Raw genomic sequence first — 26618 nt, forward strand, 5'->3', positions numbered from 1 at the left:
CTCCATCATCTTTTGAATCTTTCAAAAACAGGTGATGCAAAATCTCTGAATCTACGGTAATCTGGTATTGAGCCATTGTGAAACCCTCCTTGTTTGGGGATGCTTGCCAACTACTATTCTAACCGAGGAATTTCACCATGGCTCAATTATTTTTCGCAGCTGCCATTTTTACACAATTATACGGACTTAACTCAAAGAATGAAAAGAGGAGATTGAAAAATAAATGAATTTCAGACCGAATGATTTGGTACCCCTGGAAGAGAGAATAACAATGAAAGTATTTAAAGAAAAAATTATCAATCAGTTGGAGTCGCATCGGCGATGGATCCAGTGTCACAGAAGTGTAAAAAATGGATTCACGGAGGGAGTCTCAGGCCGGCGAGCCTAGGGACTGAGGAGCAAACAGATGAAGCGGGCGAGGTTTGCCGTTTGATTGATAGCATGAAGATCTCCTTACAGAAAAACACGCATGGATGAGAAAGTCCCATGCATGTTTTGGTTTTAATAGACAAGGCCTCCGTAGATCCAGGAGGGGTGTCCAGAAACGTTCACGATTTTTATTTTATAGTAGCCGGTTGGGAGGCCGGTGGAATAGCTGAACCGTTTGTGGCCAACAGCTTCGGCCGAGTGGGATAACACGAGTTTTCCGTTTTGGTCATAAAAATCAAAGCGAATTTTTTCTTTTTGGCTCGGATCAATGGGGCTTTGGACGCCTTTCAGGTAATCGTCACCGGTCAGATAAAACGGATTGCCACCGTTGAGCCAAATGGAGTTGGAAAAGTTGTCGCTCCCAAATTCATAGGTTCTGCCATCCGGATGGGAAGAGGAGGCAGAGATGGCTGCACGGACGGCATCAGCAAATTTTTGCATCTTGGCAGAATCGTTCAGGAGCTCATCGCGCTGGGCTGTGGTGAGTTCCATCTGCGCTCCTTGGAGAATCCGATTCTTATTGGCGATGTTTTCCGGGTGGTTCCCGTTGAGATTGTCAGGGGCATTCTCGACACGGAAACCGGCGGCAGTCAACCGCTCTGAGAGATTGCTCATTAAATTTTGGTTGAGTCCTCCCATGTAAACGATTTTTTCCGTGCCCTTGGCTCCATGGAGAGAAACGATGCGGTTTTTTTGTGCCGTCATTTGCAGGGCGGTTGGTTCATCGTAGTGGGAAGCGGTTAAATGTAAATCGTTCCGGTCATCGTTATTGGTGTCTTTATAAATGTTTGCCTTAAATATGTAGTAACTGTAATCGTCCTGCGCGATTGCTTTTGCCAGTTGATCGGTTCCCTTCTCGATCCTTCCGCCATGAATGGCCAGAATCAGCACATCGTTTGGTTTCGACTGGGTTTCAATCGTATAATCCGTGCCCTGTTTATAGTGCGATGACAGTTCCGCATAATTGGCATAGATATCGGTTGCAGCCAGGGCTTGCGGGACTGATGGCCAGAAGACGGCCAATGAAGAAAGAAGAGGCAAAATGAATTTTTTCATCCGAATCTCCTTTCATTTATTTATGAATGATAAAAGTATAATATATTTTTTAATTCTGATAAATACATGTTGTTCAGTTGATGAAAAATGTTCAAAATTCATGCTGGCAGCGTTTTCGCCGCAAGTCGGCATGTTTGTGTTGAAAAATTCATGGCCGGCAGGAATGTCATCAAACAGACGAAAGGATGTTGGATGGCCGGAAATATCCTGGCCCCAACATCCCTTGAGGAAATGTCTGACCGATGGTTGAGAACTCGGCAGGAGGTTGTTTTTGAGTCACAAGTCCCGACTGATGCGGGAAATGTTTTTGAAGGAGGAAAAATGGGTCGCGACTTTGCAAATTGTGACAAAGATCGGCTTAATTCGGATTTGGCGTGGCTATTGCATGATACGGGAGGGAATCCGATGCGAAGTTCATTTGTGTAGCTGTTTTTCTAATTAACATCCAAATCCTCCGCAGATAAAGACAAAGATCGTGGCGATGACGAGCAGGAAGATCAGCAGGCTTCTCCAGCCAAATCCGTAACCGTAGCACGACCCGTAACAGGAACTGTAACACGAACCGCATGAAGCACCCATTCGTTTCACCCCCTAACGGTAATTTCGGTATATCATATTTGACCATGACAAAAAACGACTGTGCATTCTCCTATTTTTTGTAAAAAATGTCCTGGCAGGGGAAGAGGGAGGCTGTTCACAAGCTTAAAAGCAATTGGAGAAGTCCGGCGAGGAGGGGAAATGAAGGGGATCAGTGTGTGGGATGGAAAGACGGCGCCGGCGTTGCAAGTGTGGTTAAATGGTTTTGAAAACCTTGGGGCAATTTTCTGCCGGTTTGTCGTATGATTGAATTAAGCCAGCGGCGGTTGAGGATATCCATTGGATTTGGGGAGAAGAATATGAATTTTGTTCATTTGAACCTGATCTGTTGGGGAATCTTTATCCTGGCCTGGATCGGCGGAGCGATTTACAATCATTATCATGCTCCGGCCGTGCAGCAAAGGCGCCTCCGGTTTGACTGGATGATCCTTCTGCTTTTCTGGGGTGTGATCCAGTACATTGCTGTCCGGTATCCGGGAGCTTTGGCTTTTCACCTTCTCTGGTTGCAGGTTGTCGGCGCGGTTCTGCTGGCTGGGTCGACGTTGTTCACTTTATGGGCCAGATGGAAACTGGGGAAAATGTGGGCATCGGTCGCAGTGGTTAAAGAGGCTCACCGATTATGCACGGAAGGGCCGTACCGAATCACGAGGCATCCGATTTATACCGGAATTATCGGGATGGTGCTTGGCTCTGCGCTCTCGACCGGGGCTGGTGTCTTATTCCTGGGCTTTCTCGGGATTCTGATCCTTTTCCTGATCCGTATTCGTATTGAAGAGAGGTTGATGGTTCAAACGTTTGGTGAACAGTATCTGGAATACAAAAAACGTGTTCCCCGACTTATTCCCGGTTTAAAATGGAGAAAATGACCGCATCCGTTATCGAAGCAGTTCTTTAAAGCCGGAGATGACGGTCTCGATGGCTTCGATGATCGTATGAATGTCTTCGGAAGCGCGCGTTTTTTTCAGCCGGTCGCCGCAACTGACAAAACAGTCGGATAAATGGCTGATGGCAGTTGCCACCTCTTCTGCCATCGGGTCGGAGTCATCGAGGAAACCATTCTCCCATAACTGATCGAGCATGGCATCCAACTCCAGTACTTCCTCATATGCTTCGTCCACATAAGTCCGGTCCAGCAGCGCGTTGATCACTTCCCTCGTCACTTCATCCAATTCAAAACTGTTGATCTCCAGATCCATTTCCCCGAGCATGTGGCTCAATTGTTGCGCCGTTTTTAACACCTGCCCAGTCTCCGATTGATTTTCCCTCATGATTTGCAATGATTGTTCAAGTTTTTCGATCACCCATTGGACCCTGTCCGGCAAATCGGTCAGCTGTGCCCAATACCGTTTGTCCAAATGCACGGGTGGCAACGGATCGTTCACGGTGAATGCCTCCTCTCTCCTGCTTGGTTCCGCTTTTTGCCATGATCCTCAACTTACAAGACGGAGTCAGAACGGATCAGCATGGCAGGTGATACTGACAAATTGTGTTATAATGATTTTGGAATAGAATGACAATGTTTTGATTTCAAATGGGAAAGGTTGATCCGATGTTTGGAAAAGTTGCCGCCGATGTGTTGGGAATCAGTGATGTCGGAAGTGTGATCAAGCCGGAAAATTACGATAAGGTGGACACAGACGATTATGTGCTTCATGAAGATGGCGAGAAAATTTTCTTTCTCATCAAGTCAAAATCGGATGAGTACTGTTTTACGAACAAAGCCCTGATTCATTTGGATGGTACCAGTGCCACGAGCAAAAAGCGGATGCTTCATCGCTATGATTACCATGCTCACAAAATCGCCAATGTGATGCTGGAAACAGCCGGTTCGATTGATCTGGATGTTGAGATCAAGTTTACCATGGGTTCCAAACAATATACAATCGATGTGCACAAAAAGCATCTTGAGGAACTTAAGGATTTATACAAAGCGCTGGTGAAGATTGCGGAACTCTCGCGTGAAAACGAGATTCTTCTGGCATTTGCCAAACAGAGTCTGGAATTGGCCTCCACCACCTTAAGTTCGTTCAAGAATGATGATAACAATTTGGTCGAACAGTTTAAAGGGCTGAACCAGGCGGCATTTAACTGGCTCGTCGAGACCCGTGAGAAATACCATGTGAAAGACTTTGGCTTTGTGTTTGAACGCTATATCAACAACTGACACAGGCAGGCCCGCCGCATTTTGGCGGGTGGTTTTTATATCTTTTGCTCTCTTTGGCCCCTGTTTGTATGTGGGACAAATCCATATTTTAAAATGAATGAATTTTTTAAATAAATTTCCTTATTGGGCAGGAATTTTTGAATCTATTGCTAAATAATAATTATATTGTTGTTCAGCAGTTCATGGTTGGTTTGCAAAAAAAGCTGAGGGAGGAAGCCGCTGATGAGTGTGAAGTTATCCGGTTTTAAAGCGCCAAATACCGAAGGAAGCCTGCTTCATTACAAGCCGCGATACGAGAACTTTATCGGGGGAGAGTGGGTTCCGCCGCTCGGCGGGGAGTATTTTGACAATCCGTCTCCGATCAATGGCAAGGTGTTCACCAAAGTGCCGCGCTCTCAAAAGGAAGACATCGATCTGGCATTGGAAAAAGCGCACCAGGCAAAAGAAAAATGGGGAAACACTTCCGTCGCGGAACGAAGCAATATCCTTTTGAAAATTGCTGATCGTCTCGAAGAAAACCTGGAAAAGTTAGCGCTTTCAGAAACGTGGGATAACGGAAAACCGATCCGTGAAACACTGAATGCGGACCTTCCACTGGCAATTGATCATTTTCGCTATTTTGCCGGCGTGATTCGCGGGGAAGAGGGCGGCGTTTCCGAAATCGATGCCAATACGCTCTCCCTTCATATCAAAGAACCGGTCGGCGTTGTGGGCCAGATCATCCCTTGGAATTTTCCGCTGCTCATGGCGGCATGGAAACTGGCTCCCGCTCTGGCTGCCGGCAATTGCGTGGTGTTAAAGCCGGCCGAACAGACTCCGGCTACCGTCCTTCTGTTTGTGGAACTGATCGCTGATCTGCTGCCGCCCGGCGTGCTTAATGTGGTCAACGGATTTGGTCCCGAAGCCGGCCAGCCGCTCGCCACCTCGCCGAAAGTGGGGAAAGTGGCCTTTACGGGTGAGACGACCACCGGACGCCTGATTATGCAGTACGCTTCGGAAAATATTGTTCCGGTCACGCTGGAACTCGGGGGGAAATCGCCCAACATCTTCACGGAAAGCGTGCTGGCACAAGATGATGACTTCCTCGATAAAGCCCTGGAAGGATTTACGATGTTCGCCTTGAACCAGGGGGAAGTCTGCACCTGTCCGTCCCGGGCCCTGATTCAGGAGTCGATTTACGAAGAATTTATCGAACGGGCTATGGAACGCGTGAAGAAAATTAAAATGGGGGACCCGCTCGACCCCGAAACGATGATGGGAGCACAAGCTTCCAACGACCAGTATGAAAAGATCCTGAACTATATCCAGCTCGGCCGCGAAGAGGGAGCCAAATGCCTGACGGGTGGAAAGCCGTACAAGAACGACAAGTACCCCGACGGCTATTACATTGAGCCAACCGTGTTTGTCGGCCACAACAAAATGCGGATTTTCCAGGAGGAAATCTTTGGCCCCGTCGTTTCGGTGACGACGTTTAAGGATGAAAAGCAATTGCTCGAAATCGCCAATGACACGCTCTACGGCTTGGGTGCCGGTGTCTGGACACGGGATGCGCATCAAGCTTATCAGATTGCCAGACGGATTCAGGCCGGGCGCGTCTGGGTGAACTGCTACCATCTCTACCCGGCACACGCGGCCTTTGGCGGATACAAACAATCGGGAATCGGACGGGAAACGCATAAAATGATGCTGGAACATTATCGCCAAACGAAAAATCTCCTGATTTCCTATGATAAAAAGCCGATGGGCTTCTTTTAAGGACAGTGGAGGACATGGCAACAGTCAAACGCGTTCTGGTTACGCCCGAGGCGAAAAAGGTTATTGATCAGCTGAGCAAGCAGCATGGAAAGCTGGTGTTTCACCAGAGCGGCGGTTGTTGTGACGGCTCCTCTCCCATGTGTTTTAAAGAAGGAACTTTTCGGATCGGAAGCAGCGATGTCCGACTGGGCGAGATTGCCGGATGTCCTTTTTATATGTCCCGTTCCCAGTTTGAATACTGGAAACATACCCAGTTAACCGTTGATGTTGTCAAAGGGAGAGGGGCTTCCTTTTCATTGGAGATTCCGCTGGGGGTTCGGTTTGTCATCCGTTCGAGGCTGTTTACGGAGGAAGAGTTCGCCCGGTTGGAACCGATTCAAAATGGATAAAGCACTGTTGAAAAAAAGGCGATCTGCTCCTGATCAGGGCGGATCGCCTTTTTTCGGGAAAAGCCACCCGCGAGATGAGGAGGTGGCTTTGCAACTATAATGGAACTTTTTTTGTATAAGGTTTTTTCATCAGCATATCAAATTCAATCGGAACACTGTGGTAACCGATCGCATAAAGCCCTTCTGTCGGCTTCCAGATGTTATAGGCTTTGCACGCCCGAAGAAGAATGGCTTTATCGGCCGGATTGCGGAGAACAACCATCTGGCTTCCGGGAACCTTCACTTTCATGATCCGGTCAGTTGTGATCGAGAGATAGGCGACCCAGTGCTTGACGATGTGTTCCCGGAACAGATCATCCATAACCCGGCCGCACATGGCATGGTCAGGATGAACATCATAGCGGGACATCGTTTTAAAGGTTGCATCGGGGAACTTTTTGGCATATGACGCCATAATGGCTCTTACCTGACTGTACAGAAAATTATCGTTTACCACATTGTATACCCGAATTCTGTCCTTGGGAATGCCAAAAGCGGCAGCAGCCAGGTAAAATTCACGAAGGCGCGCATCCCCGAATTCTTTGCGGGTGAGCCATCCGTCTTTGTAATGTTCCTTATAGGGATCGTGATAGGATTTGTACAGATTGTCTTTTAATTTTTTTCCGGCCAATTCTGCACGATTGGATTCAATGTCGTAGGCTCCGTTGATCCGTTCACGTGCAAACGAATGGCTTCCCGGCGACATCAGCACCAGATATACTTCTTTTCCCGCCCGAATGTCGTTAATGAGCGGAACCCCCATGGTCAAAACTTCATCATCAGCATGGGGAGAGAAGTAGATCACAACATTCTTGGAAGGCACCGGTTTTGGCGCAGCAGGTTTTACTGCTTCCATCGCCCGCGTTGCGGCTGCTTGTTCCCCGTAGGTTTTGTATTTGTGCATTGACATCACGGCGACGACCAGTCCTGCTGCCACCAGGGGGATCGATAAAATGAAAAGCCATTTTTTCATCTGATCACCACACTTAAGTGAAATGTCTATCTAAAAAAACCGGCCTTTCCTTGTAGAAACCCATTCATTGCATTGTCGTGCCAAAAGATAGATTTAGACATTGGTCGGGTAAATCCCTATCAAATATTTTAGCGGGAAACCAATGAGATATATAGAATTTTATATGCCTAAATATGACAGATTCATGAATGATGGATTATAATTTTATTAAAGATAAAGATTTCAACCAAGAGCAGGGCGTGGGTTTTCTTCCGGTGAAACCTGAAGGCGGGAAGGAAACACCACGCCCCGCATTTTTGTCAGCCGGCCATATTATTGACTGCGGCCGGGGGATAGAAGACGGAATAATGATCCAGATGCGTCGAACCGGAGATTGGTTCATTAAAAATAAATTTTAATTGATATTTGGAATTCACCTTGTAAACGAGGATTTTTTGGTGGCTGATGCTGTTGACGGATGAAGGCCGGCCCAATGTTTCGGTGATGTCCCGGTACGTGAGCTTTTGGATTTCCGCAGAGTAGGAGCGAATGTCAAAAATCTGCAACCCGTGATTGAAGCCAAAAGCAAGGCCTTGTTTTTTATAAGTATCATAAATCCCTTTTCCCGCCGACTCGGTCGTGTCCGGATTTCCCAAATCTTGATGAACATCGGAATCGATGAGGGATTTGCCGCAAATAAAGCGGTAATGCAAAATCTTCCCCTGCTGGGCGCGCTGTTTGATCTCCAGAACGAGAGCTTTGTTTTTGGCATTGATCGGTGCGGGTTTGTCGCCCGGAGTGGATTGTTGAGGAGAGGGGGTCTGCTGGTGGGAGGGCGGGACGGATGAGGCAGGGGGAGCGGGCTTCGGTTCCGGGGTCGGGGCTTTTTCATGCCCGGTGCAGCCGGTGATAAGGAGAAAACTGATCACCGCCAGGGAGAAAACCTTTCTTTTAAAGGGCATCACAGAACATCTCCATTCATTTGAAAATGATGCATTACAACCCAATAATATCCCATTTTCCTTTTATTTACAATCTTTTGTCAATTTCAAAGGAGAAAAAATACCCCCGCGAACGAGGGCCGGATTCTTGGTTTATTGCACTTTTTTCTTCCAGATTCCGAGCATTGCCGCCGTAACGGCAGAGCCGATGAGAATCGCGAGAATATAGAGCAGTGGTTTGTTGACGAGCGGAATCACGAACAGTCCGCCGTGGGGGGCAGGCAGATGAATGCCGAACAACATGCTGAGCGCGCCGGCGATGGAAGAGCCGATGATACAGCTGGCGATGACGCGTACCGGATCGGCTGCGGCAAACGGGATTGCTCCTTCTGTAATAAAGGAAGCACCCAGCAAATAGTTGGTCAGGCCGGATTTACGCTCGGCATCGGTAAATTTGTGTTTAAAGAAAGTGGTTGCCAGCGCAATGCCCAGCGGCGGTACCATTCCGCCGGCCATGACGGCTGCATGCGGAAGCTGGTTTCCGGTCTGCAGTGCGGCCAGTCCGAAGGTGAAAGCCGCTTTATTGATCGGGCCGCCCATGTCCACGGCCATCATGCCGCCCAGAATCAAGCCGAGGATGGCCGCGTTGGTTCCGCTGAGGCTGCCCAGCCAGGAAGTGAGCGTTTTGTTGAGCAGAACCGCCGGTCCGTTAATGACAGTGATCATCAGGATACCTGTAATCATGATTCCAAATAAGGGATATAAGAGAACCGGCTTGATCCCTTCCAGTTGCTGAGGCAGGATCGAAAACACCTTTTTCAGGCCCACGACGACATAACCGGCCAAAAATCCGGCAATCAGGCCGCCGAGAAAGCCCGCACCCGCGTTTGCCGCCAGAAAACCGCCGACAGCACCAGGAGCAAAACCGGGACGGTCGGCTATGCTGGAGGCGATAAAACCAGCCAGAATCGGCACGATGAAATGAAAAGCTCCATCCGCCCCGCCGATTTGATTCAAGATTTGGGCGATCGGCCCATTCGCGTGAATTCCGCCAAATGCGAATGAAAGCGCAATCAAAATTCCTCCGCCGACAACAAAGGGAAGCATGTTGCTGACCCCGTTCATCAGGTGGCGGTAAAAGCCGAGCCGCTGTTTTCCCGCTGTTTCCTTTTCGACGTTTCCCCGCCCCTGATAAATGGGTGCATCCTGTTTCAAAGCTCGTTCAAGGAGCGCTTTTGCTTTGTGAATTCCATCAGCGACGGGTACCTGAAGTACGTGTTTTCCGGCGAACCGGTCCATTTCCACCTGCTTGTCCGCTGCGACGATAATGGCGGTGGCCTGTTCAATTTCCGCCGGGGTCAGGCGATTTTTGATCCCGGTGGATCCGTTGGTTTCCACTTTGATCCTGATGCCCATCTCCGCTGCTTTGGCCTTGAGGGCATCAGCCGCCATGTAGGTATGGGCGATTCCGGTCGGGCAAGCGGTGACGGCAAGGATCAGTTTTTCCGGTTCTGTTTGTTCTTCTATGCTGTCTTCCTCCTCCTGATCCGCTTCTTTGTTATTGATTAAAGCGATCACTTCCTTTGCTGTCCCGGCCTGATTCAGTTTTTCGCGGAAGTCATGATCCATCAGCAATACCGACAGGCGGGATAATGTTTCCAGATGAGTTTCATCAGCCCCTTCCGGAGCGGCGATCATAAAGAAGAGACGGGCAAGCTGTCCGTCCAGGGATTCATAGTCAATCCCTTTCAGGCTCCGTCCGAAACAGATGGCGGGAGTTTTTACCGCCTTGGTTTTGGCGTGCGGGATGGCAATGCCCTCGCCGATCCCCGTCGATCCTTGAGCTTCCCGTTTCAAAATGGCCTGCTTGTATTCTTCACGGTCATGCAAGCAGCCGGCTCCGGCCAGCTTTTCGACCAGTTCATCAATGACAGCGCTTTTATCGCCAGCCCGGAGTTCCATGATGATCGTATCCTCTTTTAGCAGATCCGTAATCTTCATCGCAGGGCACCTCCCTGAAAGTATCGGTTCCCGGTTTTATCAGCCGCTGAAGGGGATAAAACCGGGTGATTGGTCAGTTGCTAAATTGCTCCCAAATCAATGGGATGGACGACCGGCTTGATTTTCACTTGCGGAAGCAGCTGTTCCACTTGGTTTTTGGTGCACAAATCGGAAGAGAAAGCAGTTGCGCTTCCGGCAGCGATGCCGCATCGGAACGATTCCAGAAGATCCCCCGTCCGGACGTAGGTGGACAGAAAACCGGCAACCAGCGAATCGCCGGCCCCGACAGAATTGATCACTTTTCCTTGGGGGACAGTGGCTTGATAGGTTCCCTCTTCCGCAAAGAGGAGCGCACCCGCCCCGGCCATGGAGACGATCACGTGTCGGGCCCCCTGCTCAAGCAGTTGGTGTCCATAGGGAAGAATCTCCATGGCATTGGTCAGGGTAACGCCGAACAGTTCCCCCAGTTCATGATGATTCGGTTTGATCAAAAAAGGGCGATGGGCGATCACCTTGCCGAGTGCTTCACCGGAGGCATCGACAACCACTTTGACTCCCCGCGGGCTGAGGATCCCGGTCAGATCTTCATACAGACCGGCGGGCAGGGAGCGCGGAATGCTGCCGGCAAGAACGAGCACATCTCCTTCAGCGAGTGCGTTCAGTTTTTCCCGAAGCAGGGCAATCTGTTCTTCGCTGATGGAAGGCCCTTGCCCGTTGATTTCAGTTTCGCCGTCTTCCGTCTTCAGTTTGATGTTGATGCGCGAGTCACCGTCTACCCGGATAAAATCGGTTCCGATTCCTTCCTCGTGCAAAGTGTCGCGGATGAAAGCGCCCGTAAATCCGCCGATAAAGCCGAGGGCCGTTGTCTCCGCTCCCAGCCGGCTGAGGACGCGGGAGACGTTAATCCCTTTTCCTCCGGGAAATTTCTGCTCTTTCTGCATCCGGTTGAGTCCGTTCAGCTGAAAAGATGGTACGTTGACCACAAGATCGATTGATGGATTGAGGGTTACGGTATAAATCATGGCGTTCCAACCTCGATTACATAAGTTTTGTTTTCATAGGCTGCCCGGCTTTCTTCAGGAATCCGGCTTGTTACAAGAACAGCCTCTTCGATCTCGGCGAATTGGGCAAAGGAGATTTCGGCAAATTTGCTCTGATCAGCCAGGACATAGGTTTGGCCGGACAGGGTGCGGGCCAATCTTTTCAACCGGGCTTCCTCGGGATCGGGAGTGGTATACCCCATTTCCGGGTGAATTCCGTTTACCCCCAGAAAACAACGGTCAAAGCGAAAGTGGCGGAGTTGATCGAGTGCCATGCTTCCGATCACTGCCTTGGTAGACGCTTTTACCATTCCGCCCAGAATATGGCATTTGATGTTGGTGGCATCCATCCGGTCAAGATGGGAAAGACCGTTGGTGACCACAACGATTTGTTTGCCGGACAGATAAGGGATGAGCTCCCCGACCGTGCTTCCGGCGTCCAGATAGATGCAGTCTCCATCTTCCACCAAGGTGGCGGCATGCCGTGCGATCGCTTTCTTTTCTTCCAGGTTTTTCGCGAACTTTTCCGCGATGCTGGGCTCGGAACCTTTGCCCTGAAGCAGGGCAGCGCCGCCGTGGACGCGTTTTAACAGCTTGAGTTTTTCCAATTCAATCAGGTCGCGGCGAACCGTCGATTCAGAAGCCTGGGTAGCGTCTACCAACTCCTGCACTTTGACAACGCCCTGTTGTTTTAACATTGTCAGAATCAATTGATGCCGCTGTGGAGTCAACAATTTTGATCACCTCATGAGTTCACCTTTATAATAACGAAAACCCTTTCAAAAAACAATCATTATCTATCAAAATCATTCAATTTCATTCAAAAACATTCGCTGTAATTGCCGGGCTTGCATCACAGCAGGCTTGTTAAATTGCATGATTTTGGAGGGGATTTTTTGAGTTCCGGGCTCTTTCCGCCTTGCTTGCACTATTTCTGAAATGGGCAAATTGCTTTATTCTAGGAAGTGGAGAATTCCTGCATTAAAGCGAGTTAAAGGGGATTTTGAGAAAGATTATAAACACCAACAGCAAATGGCTGTAAAGGGGAAAATCGTGTGTTTTTTGTGCAGCTTACTTTAAATCTCATTTTATATTTGTCGGCCGGCGTGCTTTTTTATAAACAGCAATGGATGGCAGGGGGGATTTTGCTGGCGGCTGCCGTCTTGTTTTCGTTGTTTTGGGGTTACTGTTATTGTCGGAGGAGGAAGCGGAAAAAAGGAAAAAATGACTGCACTGTCTGTGATTCCTGTGATTGTTTACCGATGGATTGCCCTGATTGCAATTGCCATCATTTTCATAAAAATGTGCCGGAATGCAATTGCCATCATTTTAATTGTGATGGGCCGGATTGCGACTGCGATATGCCCAATTGCAGCTGTCATTAGCGGGGAGGGAAAAGGATGGGATGGTGGATGAAGTGGGCGGAATGCGTTCCTTGTCACCGGCGTCCGGAGCGCTGTTTGCGCATCAGGGGAAAACCGATGCCGATTTGTGCCCGCTGTTTCAGTATCCTGCTCGGGTATGGGCTGATCCCGGTGTTCTTCTTTATGCCGCTGCGGTTGCCATGGTATCTGGGAATCATCAGCCAGATTCCGATGCTGGTTGACGGTTTTACGCAAAAATGGGGTTGGCGCGAAAGCAACAATCTTCTCCGCGTGATCACGGGACTTATCAGCGGGGGAGGGTTGTCGCTGCTGGCGGTGGCGGGAGAGCGATTTGTGGTCACTGCCGCAGAACGGGTATTTTGAGCGGATCATGCATATCAATATCCTGATTTACTGTTCGGCAAATTTTACCGTTCAGCTCCAATCTTAAAAGTGGAAAAAACGCACCAAATCTTTGTTTTCGGGTTTGTTCAGTACTTGAAACGGGAGCACCTGGGCGATGGTAATCCAAAGAACGAATCATGTTGAAATTGTGAAAGATTGACCGGGATGTCCAGATGCACCCGGCTTTTTCTTTCAGGTTTTCGACTGGAAAAAATTACACTCCTATATATGGTAATTTTTATTTATTCATTTCTTTATAAAATAAAATAGATGAAGTAATATAGAAATAACAAGTATTCCGAAAGGGAGATCGCCGATGAATGTGATTGAAATGAGTGAAATTGGCAAATTCATCCGTAAAGTGCGCAAAGAACGTGGCTTGCGGCTCGAGGACCTGGCTGATGAGCATATTTCCACGGCGACGATCAGCAATATCGAACGCGGGGTTCCCCATGTAAATAAAGATAAAGTTTTGTATTTAATGAGTAAATTAGGTCTTGATTTAAGTGAAATTCCTGAAATGATCGAAAAAGACAGCGAAAGCTTGGAAAGTATGCAGGTAAAGTTTACGGCGATCGAGACGATGATCGGACTGGGCAATCCCGGACGGGCGCAAGTACTGTTATCCAATATTTCGGAGGAAACGTTTTCCCGGCACCAGGCGACCATTCATTATTTAAAGGGCAGAATTTACGCAGCCAAAAAGGATTGGCGCAAAGCCGAAAGGGAACTGAGCGAAGCGATTCGCCTTGCCTATCAGGACCCCTACTCTCCCAAAAGCAATCTGGAAGCGGTGAGCTATTGCGGTCTGGCACAGTGCCGCGCAACCCACAAGGATTATGAACAGGCGCTGAAATATGTGGAACGCGGTCTGGAAGCATGCCGGGAGCAAAACGAAAGCCCGGAGCAAATTCAGTTTCAGCTGTCCCTGAACCGCGTGATCTATCTGGAGAAACTAGGCCGGATTGATGAAGCGCTTAAGAATCTCGACGAGCTTTGGCAGTATCAATCCGAGATCCAGAACAAAGAGATGGTCATCCAGATGTATTCGCTGAAAGCCGGGCTGTTAAGACGGATGAAGATGTACCATGATGCCATCCGTTATGCCCGTGAAGGGGCGATGATGGCGATGTCCAGCAAAGATTATGATGAGATGTTCCGTCTGTGGAACATTTTGGGTACGTCGTACAAGGAGATTTCCCAGCTGGAGGATGCTGAATCCTGCTTTTTGTTTCTCCTTGAATTAAGTGATCATGTTTCCAATAAAGATGAGGTTGTCCGCGTTCATTGTTCCCTGGGCCATATATACATGTTGCAGGGCAAATTTAACGAGGCTCGCGAAGTGCTGGAGAAGGCGCTCGGCTGGACCGAAAAGTCGCATGATCCCTTTGAGAAGAGTACCGCCTTGCTGATGCTGGGGCAACTGATGAAGAAGATGAAGCACTATACGGATGCCGTTGAGTATTTTAAACGGGCAGTTCAAGTGGCAGTGAAATATAAATTTAAAAAGCGAATCTATCTGATTTATTATGAATTGGCCGATTGCTGTGAAGAAATGGGGGATCTTGAGGGATTCAAAGATGCGACCGAGAAAATGTATCGCGCCAAAAAAGAGATGGAGAAAGAAGAATTATTCTTTTAAATGAGTTGACATAAAACGAAATCATTTATATATTATTTAAATAATTAAAAAGATCTCTTATCCAGAGTGGCGGAGGGACTGGCCCGAAGAAGCCCGGCAACCTGTTGGTTAATCCAATGTGGTGCCAATTCCAGCAGAGAGGACCTTCTCTGAAAGATGAGAGCAATAACCTGGCAAACACACGCCTTCATCTTTCGGAGATGAAGGTGTTTTTATTTTTTACAGGGATGTGGACATTGTGGAAAAAACAGCGATTCACAAACGATTGCAAGAGAAGATTTTGATTCTTGACGGTGCGATGGGGACCATGTTGCAGCGGGCGAACCTGACAGCGCAAGACTTCGGCGGAGAGGAATGGGACGGTTGCAATGAGATGTTGAACCTGACGCGCCCCGATGTGATCCGCTCGATTCATGAAGCTTACTATGAAGCCGGAGCCGATATCGTCGAAACCAATACATTCGGAGCGACACCAACGGTTTTGTCCGAATACGGATTGGAGCAGCGCACGGAAGAGATCAATCTGGCTGCGGCCCGTCTCGCCGTGGAAGCGCGGGATCAATGGTCTACCCCGGATTGGCCGCGCTATGTGGCCGGAGCGATGGGGCCAACGACCAAAACATTGTCGGTTACCGGGGGAACAACCTTTGAGCAGCTGACGGAAGGGTATTATCTTCAGGCCAAGGCGTTGATCGAGGGCGGTGTTGATCTGCTTCTCCTGGAAACCTCGCAGGACACGCTTAATGTAAAGGCTGGCGGAATCGGCATTCAGCGGGCTTTTGCCGAGACGGGAAAACAGGTTCCGCTGATCATTTCCGGCACGATCGAACCGATGGGCACGATGCTGGCCGGGCAGAACATCGAAGCGTTTTACCTTTCGATCCAACATTTGAATCCATTGGCTGTCGGGTTGAATTGTGCGACCGGTCCCGAATTTATGACGGATCACATCCGTACGCTGTCCGGGTTGTCGCAGGCTGCGGTCAGCTGTTATCCCAATGCCGGGCTGCCGGATGAGAACGGCAACTATCTGGAAACGCCGGAACAGCTGGCCCGGAAGCTGGCGGAGTTTGCCGAGGCGGGCTGGCTCAATTTGGCAGGTGGTTGTTGCGGGACCACCCCCGATCATATCCGGGCGATTGCCGGGGCGCTGCGGGACAAGAAACCGCGCCGGCCTGTTCCTTCCTATCTTCCGGCAGTCTCGGGAATTGAACCCGTTTATCTGGAAGAGGACAACCGGCCGATACTCGTCGGGGAAAGAACCAATGTGATCGGTTCGCGCAAATTTAAGCAGTTGATCATTGAGGGCAAGTATGAAGAGGCATCGGAAATCGCCCGCAAGCAAGTGAAGGGCGGAGCACAGGTGATCGACGTTTGTCTGGCCGATCCCGACCGGGATGAACTTCAGGATATGGAGCGCTTTCTCTCTTTTGTGACGAAGAAGATCAAAGCCCCGCTCATGATCGATTCGACCGATGGACAAGTGGTTGAACGGGCGCTTCAATATTCTCAGGGAAAAGCGATCATCAACTCGATCAATCTGGAGGAAGGGGAAAAGCGGTTTAACGAAGTGGTTCCGCTGATTCATCGTTACGGCGCCGCGGTTGTCGTCGGCACGATTGATGAAGAGGGGATGGCGGTCACGGCAGAGCGAAAATTGGAGGTGGCCCGACGTTCCTTTGATTTGCTGGTCAAGCGGCATGGACTGCGGCCTGAGGATCTCATCTTTGACCCTCTCGTATTTCCGGTGGGGACGGGCGATGAACAATACATCGGATCGGCCAGGGAGACGGTGGAAGGAATCAGGCGGATTAAGGAAGCGATGCCGTCGTGTTCGACCATTCTCGGGATCTCCAATGTGTCGTTCGGGTTGCCGGCAGCCGGGCGCGAAGTGCTGAATGCCGTCTTTCTTTATGAGTGTACCAAAGCCGGACTTGACTATGCGATCGTCAATACGGAAAAGTTGGAACGCTACGCTTCGATCCCGGATGAAGAGAAGCGTCTGGCGGAGCGGTTGCTCTTTGAGACCAATCATGAAAACTATGATGCCGTTTTGGCTGAGTTCACCTCTTTTTACCGCTCGAAGAAAGTGGAAGCAAAACAACCCCTGGAACACTTCACCCTGGAAGAGCGGCTGGCCCGATATGTCGTCGAAGGGAGCAAAGACGGGTTGTTTGAGGATTTGGATCAGGCCTTGGCCAAATACTCCCCGCTCGATATTATCAACGGCCCATTGATGGCCGGCATGGATGAAGTGGGACGCCTTTTTAACGACAATCAGTTGATCGTCGCCGAAGTGCTGCAAAGCGCGGAAGTGATGAAAGCGTCGGTCGCCTATCTTGAGCCGCATATGGATCAGGTGGAAACGCACACCCGGGGGACGATCATGCTGGCCACTGTCAAAGGCGACGTGCACGATATCGGGAAAAACCTGGTGGAGATCATTCTGGCCAACAATGGTTACAAAGTGATCAATCTGGGGATCAAAGTGCCGCCACAGCAATTGATTGAGACCTATTGGAAAGAGAAACCCGATTTGATCGGGCTGTCCGGGCTGCTGGTAAAATCGGCTCAGCAGATGGTGGTCACAGCACAGGATTTGAAAAAGGCCAATATCAATGTGCCCATTTTGGTGGGAGGGGCCGCGCTCACCCGCAAGTTTACGGAAACGAGGATTGCCCCTGAATACGATGGGGCAGTTGTTTACGCCAAAGATGCCATGAACGGTCTGGAACTGGCCAATCGTTTGATGAATCCGGAAGAGCGGATTCGCCTCCGGTCGGAGTTAAACGAGAAGCAGCGGGCAGCACAGGCAAAAGCAGGCGAATCTGGAGCGGGAGCGGTTACCATGACGCTGGTGAAAAGCAGTGTTGACCGCAAGGCGCCGATTTTTGTCCCGCCGGATTTGGAGCAGCACATTTACCGTGATTACCCGCTTTCCCATTTGCGTCCGTATATCAATGAACAAATGCTTCTGGGCAAACACCTTGGCCTCAGCGGCAACGTCGAACAATTGCTCCGGTCGGGAAATGAGAAGGCGGTTGAATTAAAACAATATGTGGATCACCTGATTGATCGCTCTGCACGGGAAGGGCTTTTGAAACCGCAGGGGATGTACCGGTTTTTCCCGGCGCAATCGGTTGGCAATGATATTCTCATCTATGACCCGGCCGATCCCTCCCGTGTGCTTGAACGCTTTTCTTTCCCACGGCAGACAGCATCGCCCTATCTTTGTCTGGCTGATTACGTTCGCCCTGTTGAATCGGGAGAGATGGATTATGTCGGGTTTTTGGCAGTGACAGCCGGCGGCAATGTGCGTGAATTGGCCGAAAGATGGAAAGATCAAGGCAATTATCTCGATTCCCATCTTTTGCAGGTGCTCGCCCTGGAGATGGCAGAGGCGTTTGCCGAGCATTTGCATCAGGTGATGCGCAAGGTCTGGGGCTTTCCCGATCCTGCTTCGATGACAATGAAAGAGAGATTCGCCGCAAAATATCAAGGGATTCGCGTATCGTTCGGTTATCCGGCCTGCCCGGATCTGGAGGATCAGGCTAAGCTGTTCCGCTTGCTGAAACCGGAACAAATCGGTGTCGCTTTAACGGACGGTTTTATGATGGAACCGGAAGCTTCCGTCTCTGCCATGGTATTTGCCCATCCGGAAGCCAGATATTTTAATGCGAGGTAAGGAGGAAAAGAGAAATGCGCAAACCGGGGCTGCTGGAACAGCTGAAGTCTTCTTTGATCGTGGGGGATGGAGCCCTTACCACTTACCTGTACCAGCTGGGAGTTTCGATCGGCCATTGCTCTGAAGAGCTGGTGCTCAGTAACCCCTCCCTGATCAGCGAAGTGCATCAGGCTTATTACGAAGCGGGAGCGCGGGTGATTGAAACGCACACCTACGGGGCAAACCGTGAGCGGTTAACCCGCTATGGGCTGGACAACAAAGTGATTCGGATGAATCGGGAAGCTGTCAAGATCGCGCGCGATTCCGTCGGGGATGATGCTTATGTGATCGGGGCGATCGGTTCGATTTGCGCCGGGCGGGTTCCGGTGTTTGATGAAGAGGAATATCGCGCGATGTATGAAGAGCAGGCGACAGCGCTGCTGCTGGCCGGAGTGGACGGCATTTTGCTGGAAACCTTTTTGGATTTGAAGGAAATCTTGCTGGCGGTCGAGGTGATCCGTCCGCTCACCTCATTGCCGATCATCGCTCAACTCTCCATGCTGGAAGTAGGCAGAACCAGGGATGCCTATACGCTTACAGAGGCTTTCGGGCTTCTGGCGGAACGGGGGGCCGATGGAGTCGGGCTCAATTGCCGGCTCGGACCGATGGAGATTTTGCGCGCGCTGGAAAAAACGATCGTGCCTGAGGGGATGATCCTCACTTCCTTTCCCAACGCCGGACGGCTGGGCATGAGCGAAGGAAAGCTTCATTACAAGTCTTCGCCGGATTATTTTGAGGAAACTGCCCATCTTCTGGTGGATCAGGGTGTCAGTCTTCTCGGGGGATGTTGCGGGACGACTCCGGATCACATCCGCAAACTGGCGGCGGCTTTGGAGGGGAGAGAAAAGGTAAAACGGACAAACCCTTCTTCCGATGCCATTTATGACGGGGCGGTTGAATCGATTGCCGTTCGCGCACGGTCCAATCCCCATGTCGTCGATAAGGTGAAAAGCGGCCGGGCCATTATTTGCGAATTTGATCCGCCGAAAGATCTGGACATTTCTCAGTTTTTGCTTGGGGCTGAACGGCTCCACCGCGCCGGCGTGGATGCGATCACGATGGCCGACAATTCCCTGGCGACGGCAAGGATGAGCAATTTGGCTTTGGGCGCAATTTTACGGGATCGCCTTGGCATTGATCCGCTTCTGCATGTCGCCTGTCGCGATCGGAATCTGTTGGGCCAGCAGTCACATTTGATGGGCATTCATGCATTGGGGATCGATCAGATTCTGGTGATTACGGGGGACCCGACACGGATCGGCGATTTGCCGGGGGCCAGCTCCATTTATGACTTGTCTTCGATCGAACTGATCCGCATGGTGAAGCAGCTGAATGAAGGTATTTCTTTTTCGGGGAGAAAGCTGAAGCAGAAAGCGCGCTTTGTGGTGGGAGCAGCCTTTAATCCCCATGTGCGCAATCTGGATGCGGCAGTGAAGCGGCTGATGAAAAAGGTGGAGGCGGGTGCGGATTTTATCATGACCCAGCCGGTTTATGACGAGCAGGGGGCCCTTAATCTTTATGAAGCGACCAAGGGGATCGGCATCCCGGTATTCATCGGGGTGATGCCTTTAATCGGCTACCGCAATGCGCTTTTCCTCCATCATGAGGTGCCGGGAATCAAGATCCCGGAATCGGTGTTGAAACGGATGGAAGCGACGAAAGACAACAAAGAGGCGGGGAGAGAAGAAGGGATTCAGGTGGCGAAAGAGCTGCTGGAAGTGATTTTGGATAAGTTTCCCGGAATATATCTTATTACTCCCTTTTCATACTGGAGGATGACGGAAGAATTAACCCGGTTTATCCGCTTGAGAGATCAGCAGGCCCGGAGGAAACTCGCCAGCAGATAAAAATGGCCATGTCTTGCCGCCACAGCTTCAAAAAAAACTGCCGCCCGGAAGGGGAGGCAGTTCAGATTTCCAAAACCAAAATCAAAACGGAGAGAGAAAGGCAATGAAGCGATGCTGAAAAGCAGATGCTTCATCTATGCAAAGGGGGCGCAAATTTTGTGTCCCCTGTTTTCATGGAATGATGGAAAACAATAAAGAGCATTGGTTAAACGCTTAATCCTTCTTTTTGATGGAGACACCGCGGGAGAGCTGGTCGAGAAACATCTCTCTTGCGATCTTGAGAAAAGCTCGTTTCACCGCGGGACGAACCCGCCGTTGCAAGACACGGTATTTGTAACTCAGACGCCTTTCAGCGATTGTTTTTGCTTGCCCAACTCGGTTAGTCACCATCCGTCCCTCCTTTAAACAGGTTATTTGACAATCATGACCCTGATTTCCTCCCGGTCGACATAATCAGTCAAATTACCTGTTCATTAGACAAAATTATTCCCGGATCAGGACGGAACGGAGGGATTTTTGACATCGAGGAACCTCGGGTGCCGCAACGAGTGAAAGCATCCTGCTTTTTTCATGTAATTGTGCGAATATGGGAGCAACCCGGTGCCGATTTCCAGTAAGATTAAAGTGAAAACACATGTGGCGCAGGAGGGAGTTCAACCAATGTATAGTAACAGCTTGGAATCACCCGGACTGTTAATATTTTTCATGATTATTTCTTTTATTCTCGCTGCATTGTATATTCGCGAACGGATTAAGAATTCGGCAAAATAATCGCTTTCCCCGCATTTTGTGGGTTTTGTTCAATAAGCAAAACCTCCCCTGACGGGTATGGGGAGGGAGAACAGGAGTAAAATCTAGCTTGAGCTTTCCCAATACCGGCTGGATGAAGAGGATTCATAGTAGCCGGGATGGTGGTGAAAGGGAGAGTGGGGTCGGTGGTAGGATGAACCGAAAGCTGAAGATTCCCGGCAGGAGTCACAGGGGGCGCCGAAAAACGGACGGCGGCGAGTTCCCGCGCAATAGCGCATATACCATTTGAGCATTTCCCGTTCATATCGGTGGCAAATTTTCATTTGGTGATAGAGTTGGCGCAGCATCTGAGGATCGCAGTACATATGGGTTGGCAAGGTCACAGGTGGTTGCGGCAACGGCATGACCGGCGGCATCGGTGGCTTCGGCATCGGTTTGTATGGTTTGGCCGGTTCGGTGGGTGGAGCCGGGCGAGCGGATGATTCCGCCGGTGCCGGAGTAACGGGCTGCATCGGTTTGACTGGTCTTCTCTCCGTCATACACTCACATCCTCTCTTCATGATGACAGTGTATATTATGAATGGTCTGGTATAGATGTACCTGGTGTACCAGCCTATCTTTGAGCAGAGATGTGCGTCCCTTGGTCGAATTTTGATAATAAGCTATAATAGGAGAGACTAAACCTCGGGCCAGAAGGTGATACGGGGTCAGGAGGAATCAGCAATGGAAGTAGTAAAAATCACACCGCGCGGCTATTGTTACGGAGTGGTCGATGCGATGGTTCTGGCACGGCAAGCGGCAAAGAACCTTGATCTTCCGCGTCCGATTTATATTTTGGGAATGATTGTGCATAACAAGCATGTCGTTGAGGCGTTTGAAGAAGAAGGAATCATCACTTTAGACGGGGAAAACAGGTTGGAAATCTTGGAGAAAGTGGATAAAGGAACGGTTATCTTTACTGCTCACGGAGTTTCTCCGGAAGTTCGCCGCAGAGCGAGGGAAAAAGGCCTCACAATTGTCGATGCCACTTGTCCCGATGTCACTCGCACCCATGACCTGATTCGTGAGAAGGTTGCTGAAGGCTATGAAGTGATCTATATCGGCAAGCACGGACACCCGGAGCCGGAAGGGGCAATGGGGGTGGCACCCGGCCATGTCCATTTGATCGAGCGGGAAGAAGATATCGAAAAGCTTCATTTTGATACGGATAAACTGCTGGTGACGAATCAGACGACGATGAGCCAGTGGGATACGGCCAACCTTATGAATAAGGTGCGGGAACGATTCCCGACCGTTGAGATTCACAATGAGATCTGCCTGGCAACGCAGCTGCGGCAGGAAGCGGTGGCACAGCAGGCCAAAGGGACGGATTTGGTGCTGGTTGTCGGTGACCCGCGCAGCAACAACTCCAACCGTCTCGCCCAGGTCGCCGAGAAAATCGCCGGGGTGGAAGCGCACCGCATCTCCGATGTTTCCGAAATCGATATCAATTGGTTAAAAGGAAAAAAAATTGTTGGCGTAACCGCCGGTGCTTCGACGCCGACCCCAATCACACGTGAAGTGATCCAATTTCTCGAGCAGTTTGATGAAAATGATCCCATGACTTGGAAACCGGAACGAAAAGTGGATCTTCGCCGGATTCTTCCTCCGGTCCGGGAGAAAAAACATGGGAACAAAAAATAAACCGGGACAGAGGTCTCCGGTTTTTTTTAAAAACTCATGTTCCATTATTCTGTCAATTTTGTGAGTGGGAGAAATTCACCGCTTGGGATAGCGGGAAGCCATAAAATCATAGCACTGATTCATCGTGCCGCGAAATTCGACCCGATGGTCCTTTTTCATCGGGTTATACCATGCGAAGTAGTTATCCTCATGGATTATGGATGGTGGCAATTTGTCAGAATCCTTGATGACGTAATACATCTTGGAACACACCTCCTAGTTGTAGTATGTTCAAAAAAATAAAATTTAACCCATGTTTTAACAAAAAAACGGTTTGGATGAAGATGTCACCTCAGCCACCGGGGTTCAGCCAAAATGGTTGCAGCTTTTGTTACAATGACAGTACATGCTTTTTTGAATCGGAGGTGGAGACAAATCGCAGTCATTATGCTGTTTATTGATGGGGTTGGCTTGGGAGACGATGCGGATCATAATCCCTGGGCACAGCACGCTTTGCACATGCGTTCCCTGTTAGGCGGAAAGCCATTGACCGGGGAGGCGGTTGGTAAGCACGGGAGAGAGGTCAGGCTCCTGAAGACCGATGCGAAGCTGGGGGTTGACGGATTGCCGCAGAGCGCCACCGGTCAGGCGGCGATTTTTACCGGGAGAAACGCACCGGCGGCAATGGGAAAACATATGAGCGGTTATCCGTTTAAGCGTTTGCGGGAATGGGTCGAAGCGGACAATATTTACCTCCAATTTCAACGAAAAGGCTGGAAAGCGACCTTTGCCAATTCGTATACCAAAGAATATTTTGAGCGTCCGGCCACGAAAAGGGGATGGGTTTCCGTGACCACCGCGGCCATCCGTTCACTGGGAGAGCCGTTTCGCTATTTGGAGGATCTGAAATCAGGACGGGCGGTTTATCATGATCTCACCCGCCGCACGCTGAAATCGTTCATACCGGAAATTGAAGAGATTGCCCCGGAACAAGCGGCAAGGCATCTGTGGGGAATCGCGAGGGATTATGATCTGGTCATTCACGAATATTTTTTGAGCGATCGGGCCGGGCACAAACATGACGCTGACCTTGTTTCCTATGTGGTGGAAACCTATGACCGTTTTTTGGGGGAGCTGGTTCGCTTGCGCCCCGAAGGTGATACCATCGTCTTGGTCAGTGATCACGGGAACAGCGAAGATTTGCGCATTTCCGTCCATACCGAGAATCCGGTTCCCACCCTGATCATCGGCGATGTGGGAGCAGTCGATGAGGAGCAGGTACCCGGCTGGGATCTGACTTGCATTGTCCCGCTGCTGCACCGATTGGTGGAGAGGCAGAAGAACAGGGAAGGCATTTAACTCTTTAAGGGATGATTTCAGGATGCCGGTCTCACAGAAAACTTTCACAGATGGAGGATGATGATGAGCAAACGATATATTCCGAGAATAAGAGAAGCCGCGATCCCGGAGGACGGAGGATGGATGAAATTGCAGGAAGAGGGAGCGCCGGTGCTGGTGTTGTCGGTGCCGGAATGGTCGGATGAACTGAAGCAGTCCGTTTCCGGGTACGAACATACGTGGATGTACGATCGTGCCAACGATGCGTATCTTTTTTGTTTTCGTTTGGAGGAAGGCAGGGAATATGCGATTGCCTTTGCCAGGGAACATGCCGGAATCTTATTGAACGATGATCGGGCCCGTGGCAAATTTTCACTCCTCGTGACTGCGCAGCACCTGAAAGAGACGGAGGATCTGAAACCCTGTTTTTTATTTCGCGGGATTTCGCTGAAGCGCCATCCGCGAGCAGGCTGGTAACACCATTATATCTTCGGGGCAAGAAAATTCCTGCTTCAGCCTTGGAACGAGAGCGAGTGTCAGGCAAGGGAATGAGTTGCCTTCTCCCTCCTGTCAGCCTGACCGATTTTCGCTCTCTTTTTTTCACACTATCTAATCTTCATTGTAAAACTGGCAATGGACGATGAGTGTTCAGGAAACGTTTAAAGCAATCGAAATGGCAGTTCAAAGGGCCGCGGGTTCTCGGGCAGAAATTTCCGCATTTGAGATCACGGATCGGGGAAAATCTTGTTTCTTTTGTGATTCCCGACTGGAGGCATTGGGAGCGGTCAAGGGAGGATCATCACTTTTGTGCCGATTCCGACGTAGCGTGCCAAGTCTTCCACATCGCGGTTGTGCATGCGAATGCAGCCTTTGGAGACGCGTTTGCCGATGGAGGAAGGGCGGTTGGTGCCGTGAATGCCGTAGTGAGGGCGGGAAAGACCCATCCACAGCGTGCCGAACGGACTGAGGGGACCGCCGGGGTAGGAGTAAGGATAAGGAACTTTGTTGACAATCGTGTAAACACCTTGGGGGGTTTGGGTCGCCACCTTGCCGATGCCGATCGGATAGGACTTGATTAATTGAGAGTCTCTGTACAGGTAAAGGCGGAATCGGGACAACCTGATCACGATGTGAGCCATAGAAAAAATCACTCCTTCGCCATATCTTATGGAGAGAAAGAGTGACTGGTTCTCACGCGGTGTTATCCGTCATCCAGATTGAAATCAAATTCCAACAAAGTATCCTCATCCCGCTCTTGCGCACTTTTCAGCCGATCCAGCAATTTTTTGTATTCATCCGCCCGTGCATACGGGGGTTCCGTTTCCAAAACTTTCGTCAGAGCACGGATAATAAGGTTGCGCTCATGAGGTGTCAAATACATAGATTCCCCCCCTGGGAAGAGGTTTCTGCGAAAAAGCCCCGGTTATGGCATAAATGCTGTTCCGGGAAGAATCATGCCCCCCATGCGGGACCTTTAAAAAGAACATCTCGCTTCTATTCTACCCTGTGAAAATAAAAATTACACATAAGGAACAAATAAATTCTGGATTTTTTTATAATTTCGTTCGTATAACAAAGCTGGCTTTTTCGCATTTTAAGTTTGAAAAAAAGTTTTTTCTGCGTGAACCAGGGTAACAAGATAGTGTGGCATGGTGTTCGGATCAAAAAAATGGAGGATGGATGAATGACAGCAAAACAACCTGCCCCCCAAAGTGTTTCGTATGAAGTGGATGAGTACAACAGCCGTATTAAGCTCATGCAGTACAAGAAGGAACATGCAGAGGCGTTGGTACAGCATCTGGAGGATTTGGCGAAAATGGAGGGGATCGGGAAAGTGCTGATTTATGCCGCTCCCGAGGATGTTCCGTTATTCGAAAAGCTCGGTTTTCACCAGGAAGGTGAGATCAGCGGTTTTTTTGACGGCGACCCGGCCTGTATCCTGTCACGCTTTTTGCAAGAAGAGCGGGCGAACAGCAAAGATGAGGAGAAGAAAGACGAAATCGTCGAGATGGCGGAGCAAGTTGAGCAACTCGACGAGCCTCCGGAGCTGGAACCGGGATTTGAATTACGCCACGCCGATCACCGGGATGCGGAGCAATTGGCCGAGCTGTATCGATTGGTATTTAAAACCTATCCAACTCCGATTCACGACCCCGAATTTATCCTGGAATGCATGGATAACGAAGTTTATTTCTCCGTTATCACCCATCAGGGCAAAATCGTGAGTGCGGCATCTGCAGATGTGTTTGCCGAGTACAATTCTGCGGAGATCACGGATTGCGCCACGCATCCCGATTATCGCGGAAAAGGACTTTTAAGCGTTCTCATCTTTGATTTGGAAAAACGAATGAAAGAAAAAGGGGTGCCCAATCTGTTTTCCCTGACGCGGGCCGTTTCCACAGGGATGAATATGGTGATTTCCAAGCTGGGGTTTACCTATAAGGGAAGGCTCATTCAAAACAGCCAGATTGCCGGCGAGTTTGAGGACATGAACATATGGGTGAAAGAGATTTGAAACAAAAG

General features: G+C 49.9%; 26 protein-coding genes and 1 riboswitch. Of the genes, 13 read left to right on the forward strand and 13 right to left on the reverse strand.

Annotated features, from left to right (window positions below):
* Positions 1–501: 501 nt before the first annotated feature.
* Together I8U19_RS09990 and I8U19_RS09995 are read right to left on the reverse strand one after the other, a co-directional pair.
* Positions 502–1485, reverse strand: coding sequence for a poly-gamma-glutamate hydrolase family protein (locus I8U19_RS09990; RefSeq protein ID WP_033100021.1), 984 nt, complete (start codon positions 1483–1485; stop codon positions 502–504).
* A 438-nt stretch (positions 1486–1923) separates the two neighbouring features.
* On the reverse strand, positions 1924–2064 hold the full coding sequence (locus I8U19_RS09995) for a sporulation protein YjcZ (protein ID WP_152568486.1): 141 nt from the start codon (positions 2062–2064) through the stop codon (positions 1924–1926).
* 317 nt (positions 2065–2381) lie between these two features.
* On the opposite strand from I8U19_RS09995, the gene I8U19_RS10000 reads away from it, so the two are divergent.
* A complete protein-coding gene (locus I8U19_RS10000) occupies positions 2382–2948 on the forward strand; it encodes a methyltransferase family protein (RefSeq protein ID WP_198055824.1) in 567 nt (188 codons plus the stop codon).
* A 9-nt stretch (positions 2949–2957) separates the two neighbouring features.
* Here the strand turns inward: I8U19_RS10000 and I8U19_RS10005 are convergent, their stop codons facing one another.
* A complete protein-coding gene (locus I8U19_RS10005) occupies positions 2958–3464 on the reverse strand; it encodes a hypothetical protein (protein WP_198055825.1) in 507 nt (168 codons plus the stop codon).
* A 167-nt stretch (positions 3465–3631) separates the two neighbouring features.
* Between I8U19_RS10005 and I8U19_RS10010 the strand changes: the two genes are divergently transcribed.
* The 3 genes from I8U19_RS10010 (at position 3632) to I8U19_RS10020 (ending at position 6390) form a co-directional block, all read left to right on the forward strand.
* Complete coding sequence (locus I8U19_RS10010; RefSeq protein WP_198055826.1) at positions 3632–4246, forward strand: PH domain-containing protein; 615 nt, start codon at positions 3632–3634, stop codon at positions 4244–4246.
* A 222-nt stretch (positions 4247–4468) separates the two neighbouring features.
* Entirely contained in the window at positions 4469–6001 is a 1533-nt protein-coding gene (gene exaC, locus I8U19_RS10015) for an acetaldehyde dehydrogenase ExaC (protein WP_052154015.1), read from the forward strand.
* A 14-nt stretch (positions 6002–6015) separates the two neighbouring features.
* Entirely contained in the window at positions 6016–6390 is a 375-nt protein-coding gene (locus tag I8U19_RS10020) for a DUF779 domain-containing protein (RefSeq protein ID WP_198055827.1), read from the forward strand.
* A gap of 94 nt (positions 6391–6484) precedes the next feature.
* Here the strand turns inward: I8U19_RS10020 and I8U19_RS10025 are convergent, their stop codons facing one another.
* The 5 genes from I8U19_RS10025 to I8U19_RS10045 form a co-directional block, all read right to left on the reverse strand.
* The gene (locus tag I8U19_RS10025) at positions 6485–7402 is read right to left on the reverse strand and encodes a PIG-L deacetylase family protein (protein WP_033100025.1); all 918 of its coding nucleotides are present in this window, start codon (positions 7400–7402) and stop codon (positions 6485–6487) included.
* Between the two features lie 299 nt (positions 7403–7701).
* Positions 7702–8343, reverse strand: coding sequence for a YjgB family protein (locus I8U19_RS10030; protein ID WP_198055828.1), 642 nt, complete (start codon positions 8341–8343; stop codon positions 7702–7704).
* A gap of 132 nt (positions 8344–8475) precedes the next feature.
* Positions 8476–10323: a PTS fructose transporter subunit IIABC gene (locus tag I8U19_RS10035; protein WP_198055829.1), complete on the reverse strand. Its 1848-nt coding sequence runs from the start codon at positions 10321–10323 to the stop codon at positions 8476–8478.
* Between the two features lie 80 nt (positions 10324–10403).
* Entirely contained in the window at positions 10404–11345 is a 942-nt protein-coding gene (gene pfkB, locus I8U19_RS10040; protein ID WP_033100027.1) for a 1-phosphofructokinase, read from the reverse strand.
* Positions 11342–12097, reverse strand: a complete 756-nt coding sequence (locus I8U19_RS10045) for a DeoR/GlpR family DNA-binding transcription regulator (protein WP_033100028.1) — start codon at positions 12095–12097, stop codon at positions 11342–11344. Before I8U19_RS10045 ends, pfkB begins: the two co-directional genes overlap by 4 nt.
* Positions 12098–12587: 490 nt before the next feature.
* On the opposite strand from I8U19_RS10045, the gene I8U19_RS10050 reads away from it, so the two are divergent.
* The 5 genes from I8U19_RS10050 (at position 12588) to I8U19_RS10070 (ending at position 20345) form a co-directional block, all read left to right on the forward strand.
* Complete coding sequence (locus I8U19_RS10050) at positions 12588–12779, forward strand: hypothetical protein (protein ID WP_033100029.1); 192 nt, start codon at positions 12588–12590, stop codon at positions 12777–12779.
* The gene (locus I8U19_RS10055) at positions 12764–13111 is read left to right on the forward strand and encodes a DUF2085 domain-containing protein (protein WP_232330906.1); all 348 of its coding nucleotides are present in this window, start codon (positions 12764–12766) and stop codon (positions 13109–13111) included. The genes I8U19_RS10050 and I8U19_RS10055 overlap by 16 nt, the downstream gene beginning before the upstream one ends.
* Positions 13112–13448: 337 nt before the next feature.
* Positions 13449–14774: a helix-turn-helix domain-containing protein gene (locus I8U19_RS10060; RefSeq protein ID WP_198055830.1), complete on the forward strand. Its 1326-nt coding sequence runs from the start codon at positions 13449–13451 to the stop codon at positions 14772–14774.
* A 54-nt stretch (positions 14775–14828) separates the two neighbouring features.
* A riboswitch (SAM riboswitch) is annotated at positions 14829–14937 on the forward strand.
* 135 nt (positions 14938–15072) lie between these two features.
* Complete coding sequence (gene metH, locus I8U19_RS10065) at positions 15073–18459, forward strand: methionine synthase (protein WP_232337256.1); 3387 nt, start codon at positions 15073–15075, stop codon at positions 18457–18459.
* A gap of 14 nt (positions 18460–18473) precedes the next feature.
* Positions 18474–20345 carry a bifunctional homocysteine S-methyltransferase/methylenetetrahydrofolate reductase gene (locus I8U19_RS10070; protein WP_198055832.1) on the forward strand — a complete coding sequence of 624 codons (1872 nt, stop codon included), beginning with the start codon at positions 18474–18476 and terminating at the stop codon, positions 20343–20345.
* 213 nt (positions 20346–20558) lie between these two features.
* Here I8U19_RS10070 and I8U19_RS10075 read toward each other — a convergent pair whose 3' ends face one another.
* Together I8U19_RS10075 and I8U19_RS10080 are read right to left on the reverse strand one after the other, a co-directional pair.
* Positions 20559–20732 (reverse strand): hypothetical protein, encoded by a 174-nt coding sequence (locus I8U19_RS10075; RefSeq protein WP_160173812.1) that lies wholly within the window; start codon positions 20730–20732, stop codon positions 20559–20561.
* A gap of 467 nt (positions 20733–21199) precedes the next feature.
* Complete coding sequence (locus I8U19_RS10080; protein WP_198055833.1) at positions 21200–21634, reverse strand: hypothetical protein; 435 nt, start codon at positions 21632–21634, stop codon at positions 21200–21202.
* Between the two features lie 184 nt (positions 21635–21818).
* Between I8U19_RS10080 and I8U19_RS10085 the strand changes: the two genes are divergently transcribed.
* On the forward strand, positions 21819–22778 hold the full coding sequence (locus I8U19_RS10085) for a 4-hydroxy-3-methylbut-2-enyl diphosphate reductase (RefSeq protein ID WP_033100035.1): 960 nt from the start codon (positions 21819–21821) through the stop codon (positions 22776–22778).
* 75 nt (positions 22779–22853) lie between these two features.
* Here the strand turns inward: I8U19_RS10085 and I8U19_RS10090 are convergent, their stop codons facing one another.
* On the reverse strand, positions 22854–23018 hold the full coding sequence (locus I8U19_RS10090; RefSeq protein WP_160173813.1) for a hypothetical protein: 165 nt from the start codon (positions 23016–23018) through the stop codon (positions 22854–22856).
* A 114-nt stretch (positions 23019–23132) separates the two neighbouring features.
* Here I8U19_RS10090 and I8U19_RS10095 point away from each other — a divergent pair, with 114 nt between their 5' ends.
* Both I8U19_RS10095 and I8U19_RS10100 read left to right on the forward strand, forming a co-directional pair.
* Positions 23133–24116, forward strand: a complete 984-nt coding sequence (locus I8U19_RS10095; protein ID WP_198055834.1) for an alkaline phosphatase family protein — start codon at positions 23133–23135, stop codon at positions 24114–24116.
* 63 nt (positions 24117–24179) lie between these two features.
* The gene (locus tag I8U19_RS10100; RefSeq protein ID WP_033100036.1) at positions 24180–24572 is read left to right on the forward strand and encodes a hypothetical protein; all 393 of its coding nucleotides are present in this window, start codon (positions 24180–24182) and stop codon (positions 24570–24572) included.
* A gap of 308 nt (positions 24573–24880) precedes the next feature.
* Here the strand turns inward: I8U19_RS10100 and I8U19_RS10105 are convergent, their stop codons facing one another.
* Both I8U19_RS10105 and I8U19_RS10110 read right to left on the reverse strand, forming a co-directional pair.
* Positions 24881–25234 (reverse strand): L,D-transpeptidase, encoded by a 354-nt coding sequence (locus I8U19_RS10105; protein ID WP_198055835.1) that lies wholly within the window; start codon positions 25232–25234, stop codon positions 24881–24883.
* A 62-nt stretch (positions 25235–25296) separates the two neighbouring features.
* On the reverse strand, positions 25297–25476 hold the full coding sequence (locus I8U19_RS10110) for a hypothetical protein (RefSeq protein WP_033100038.1): 180 nt from the start codon (positions 25474–25476) through the stop codon (positions 25297–25299).
* Between the two features lie 303 nt (positions 25477–25779).
* Between I8U19_RS10110 and ablB the strand changes: the two genes are divergently transcribed.
* A complete protein-coding gene (gene ablB, locus I8U19_RS10115) occupies positions 25780–26610 on the forward strand; it encodes a putative beta-lysine N-acetyltransferase (RefSeq protein ID WP_033100040.1) in 831 nt (276 codons plus the stop codon).
* The last annotated feature ends 8 nt before the right edge of the window (positions 26611–26618 follow it).

The sequence above is a fragment of the Thermoactinomyces sp. CICC 10523 genome (genome assembly GCF_016055105.1).
GTDB lineage: Bacteria > Bacillota > Bacilli > Thermoactinomycetales > Thermoactinomycetaceae > Thermoactinomyces_A > Thermoactinomyces_A daqus.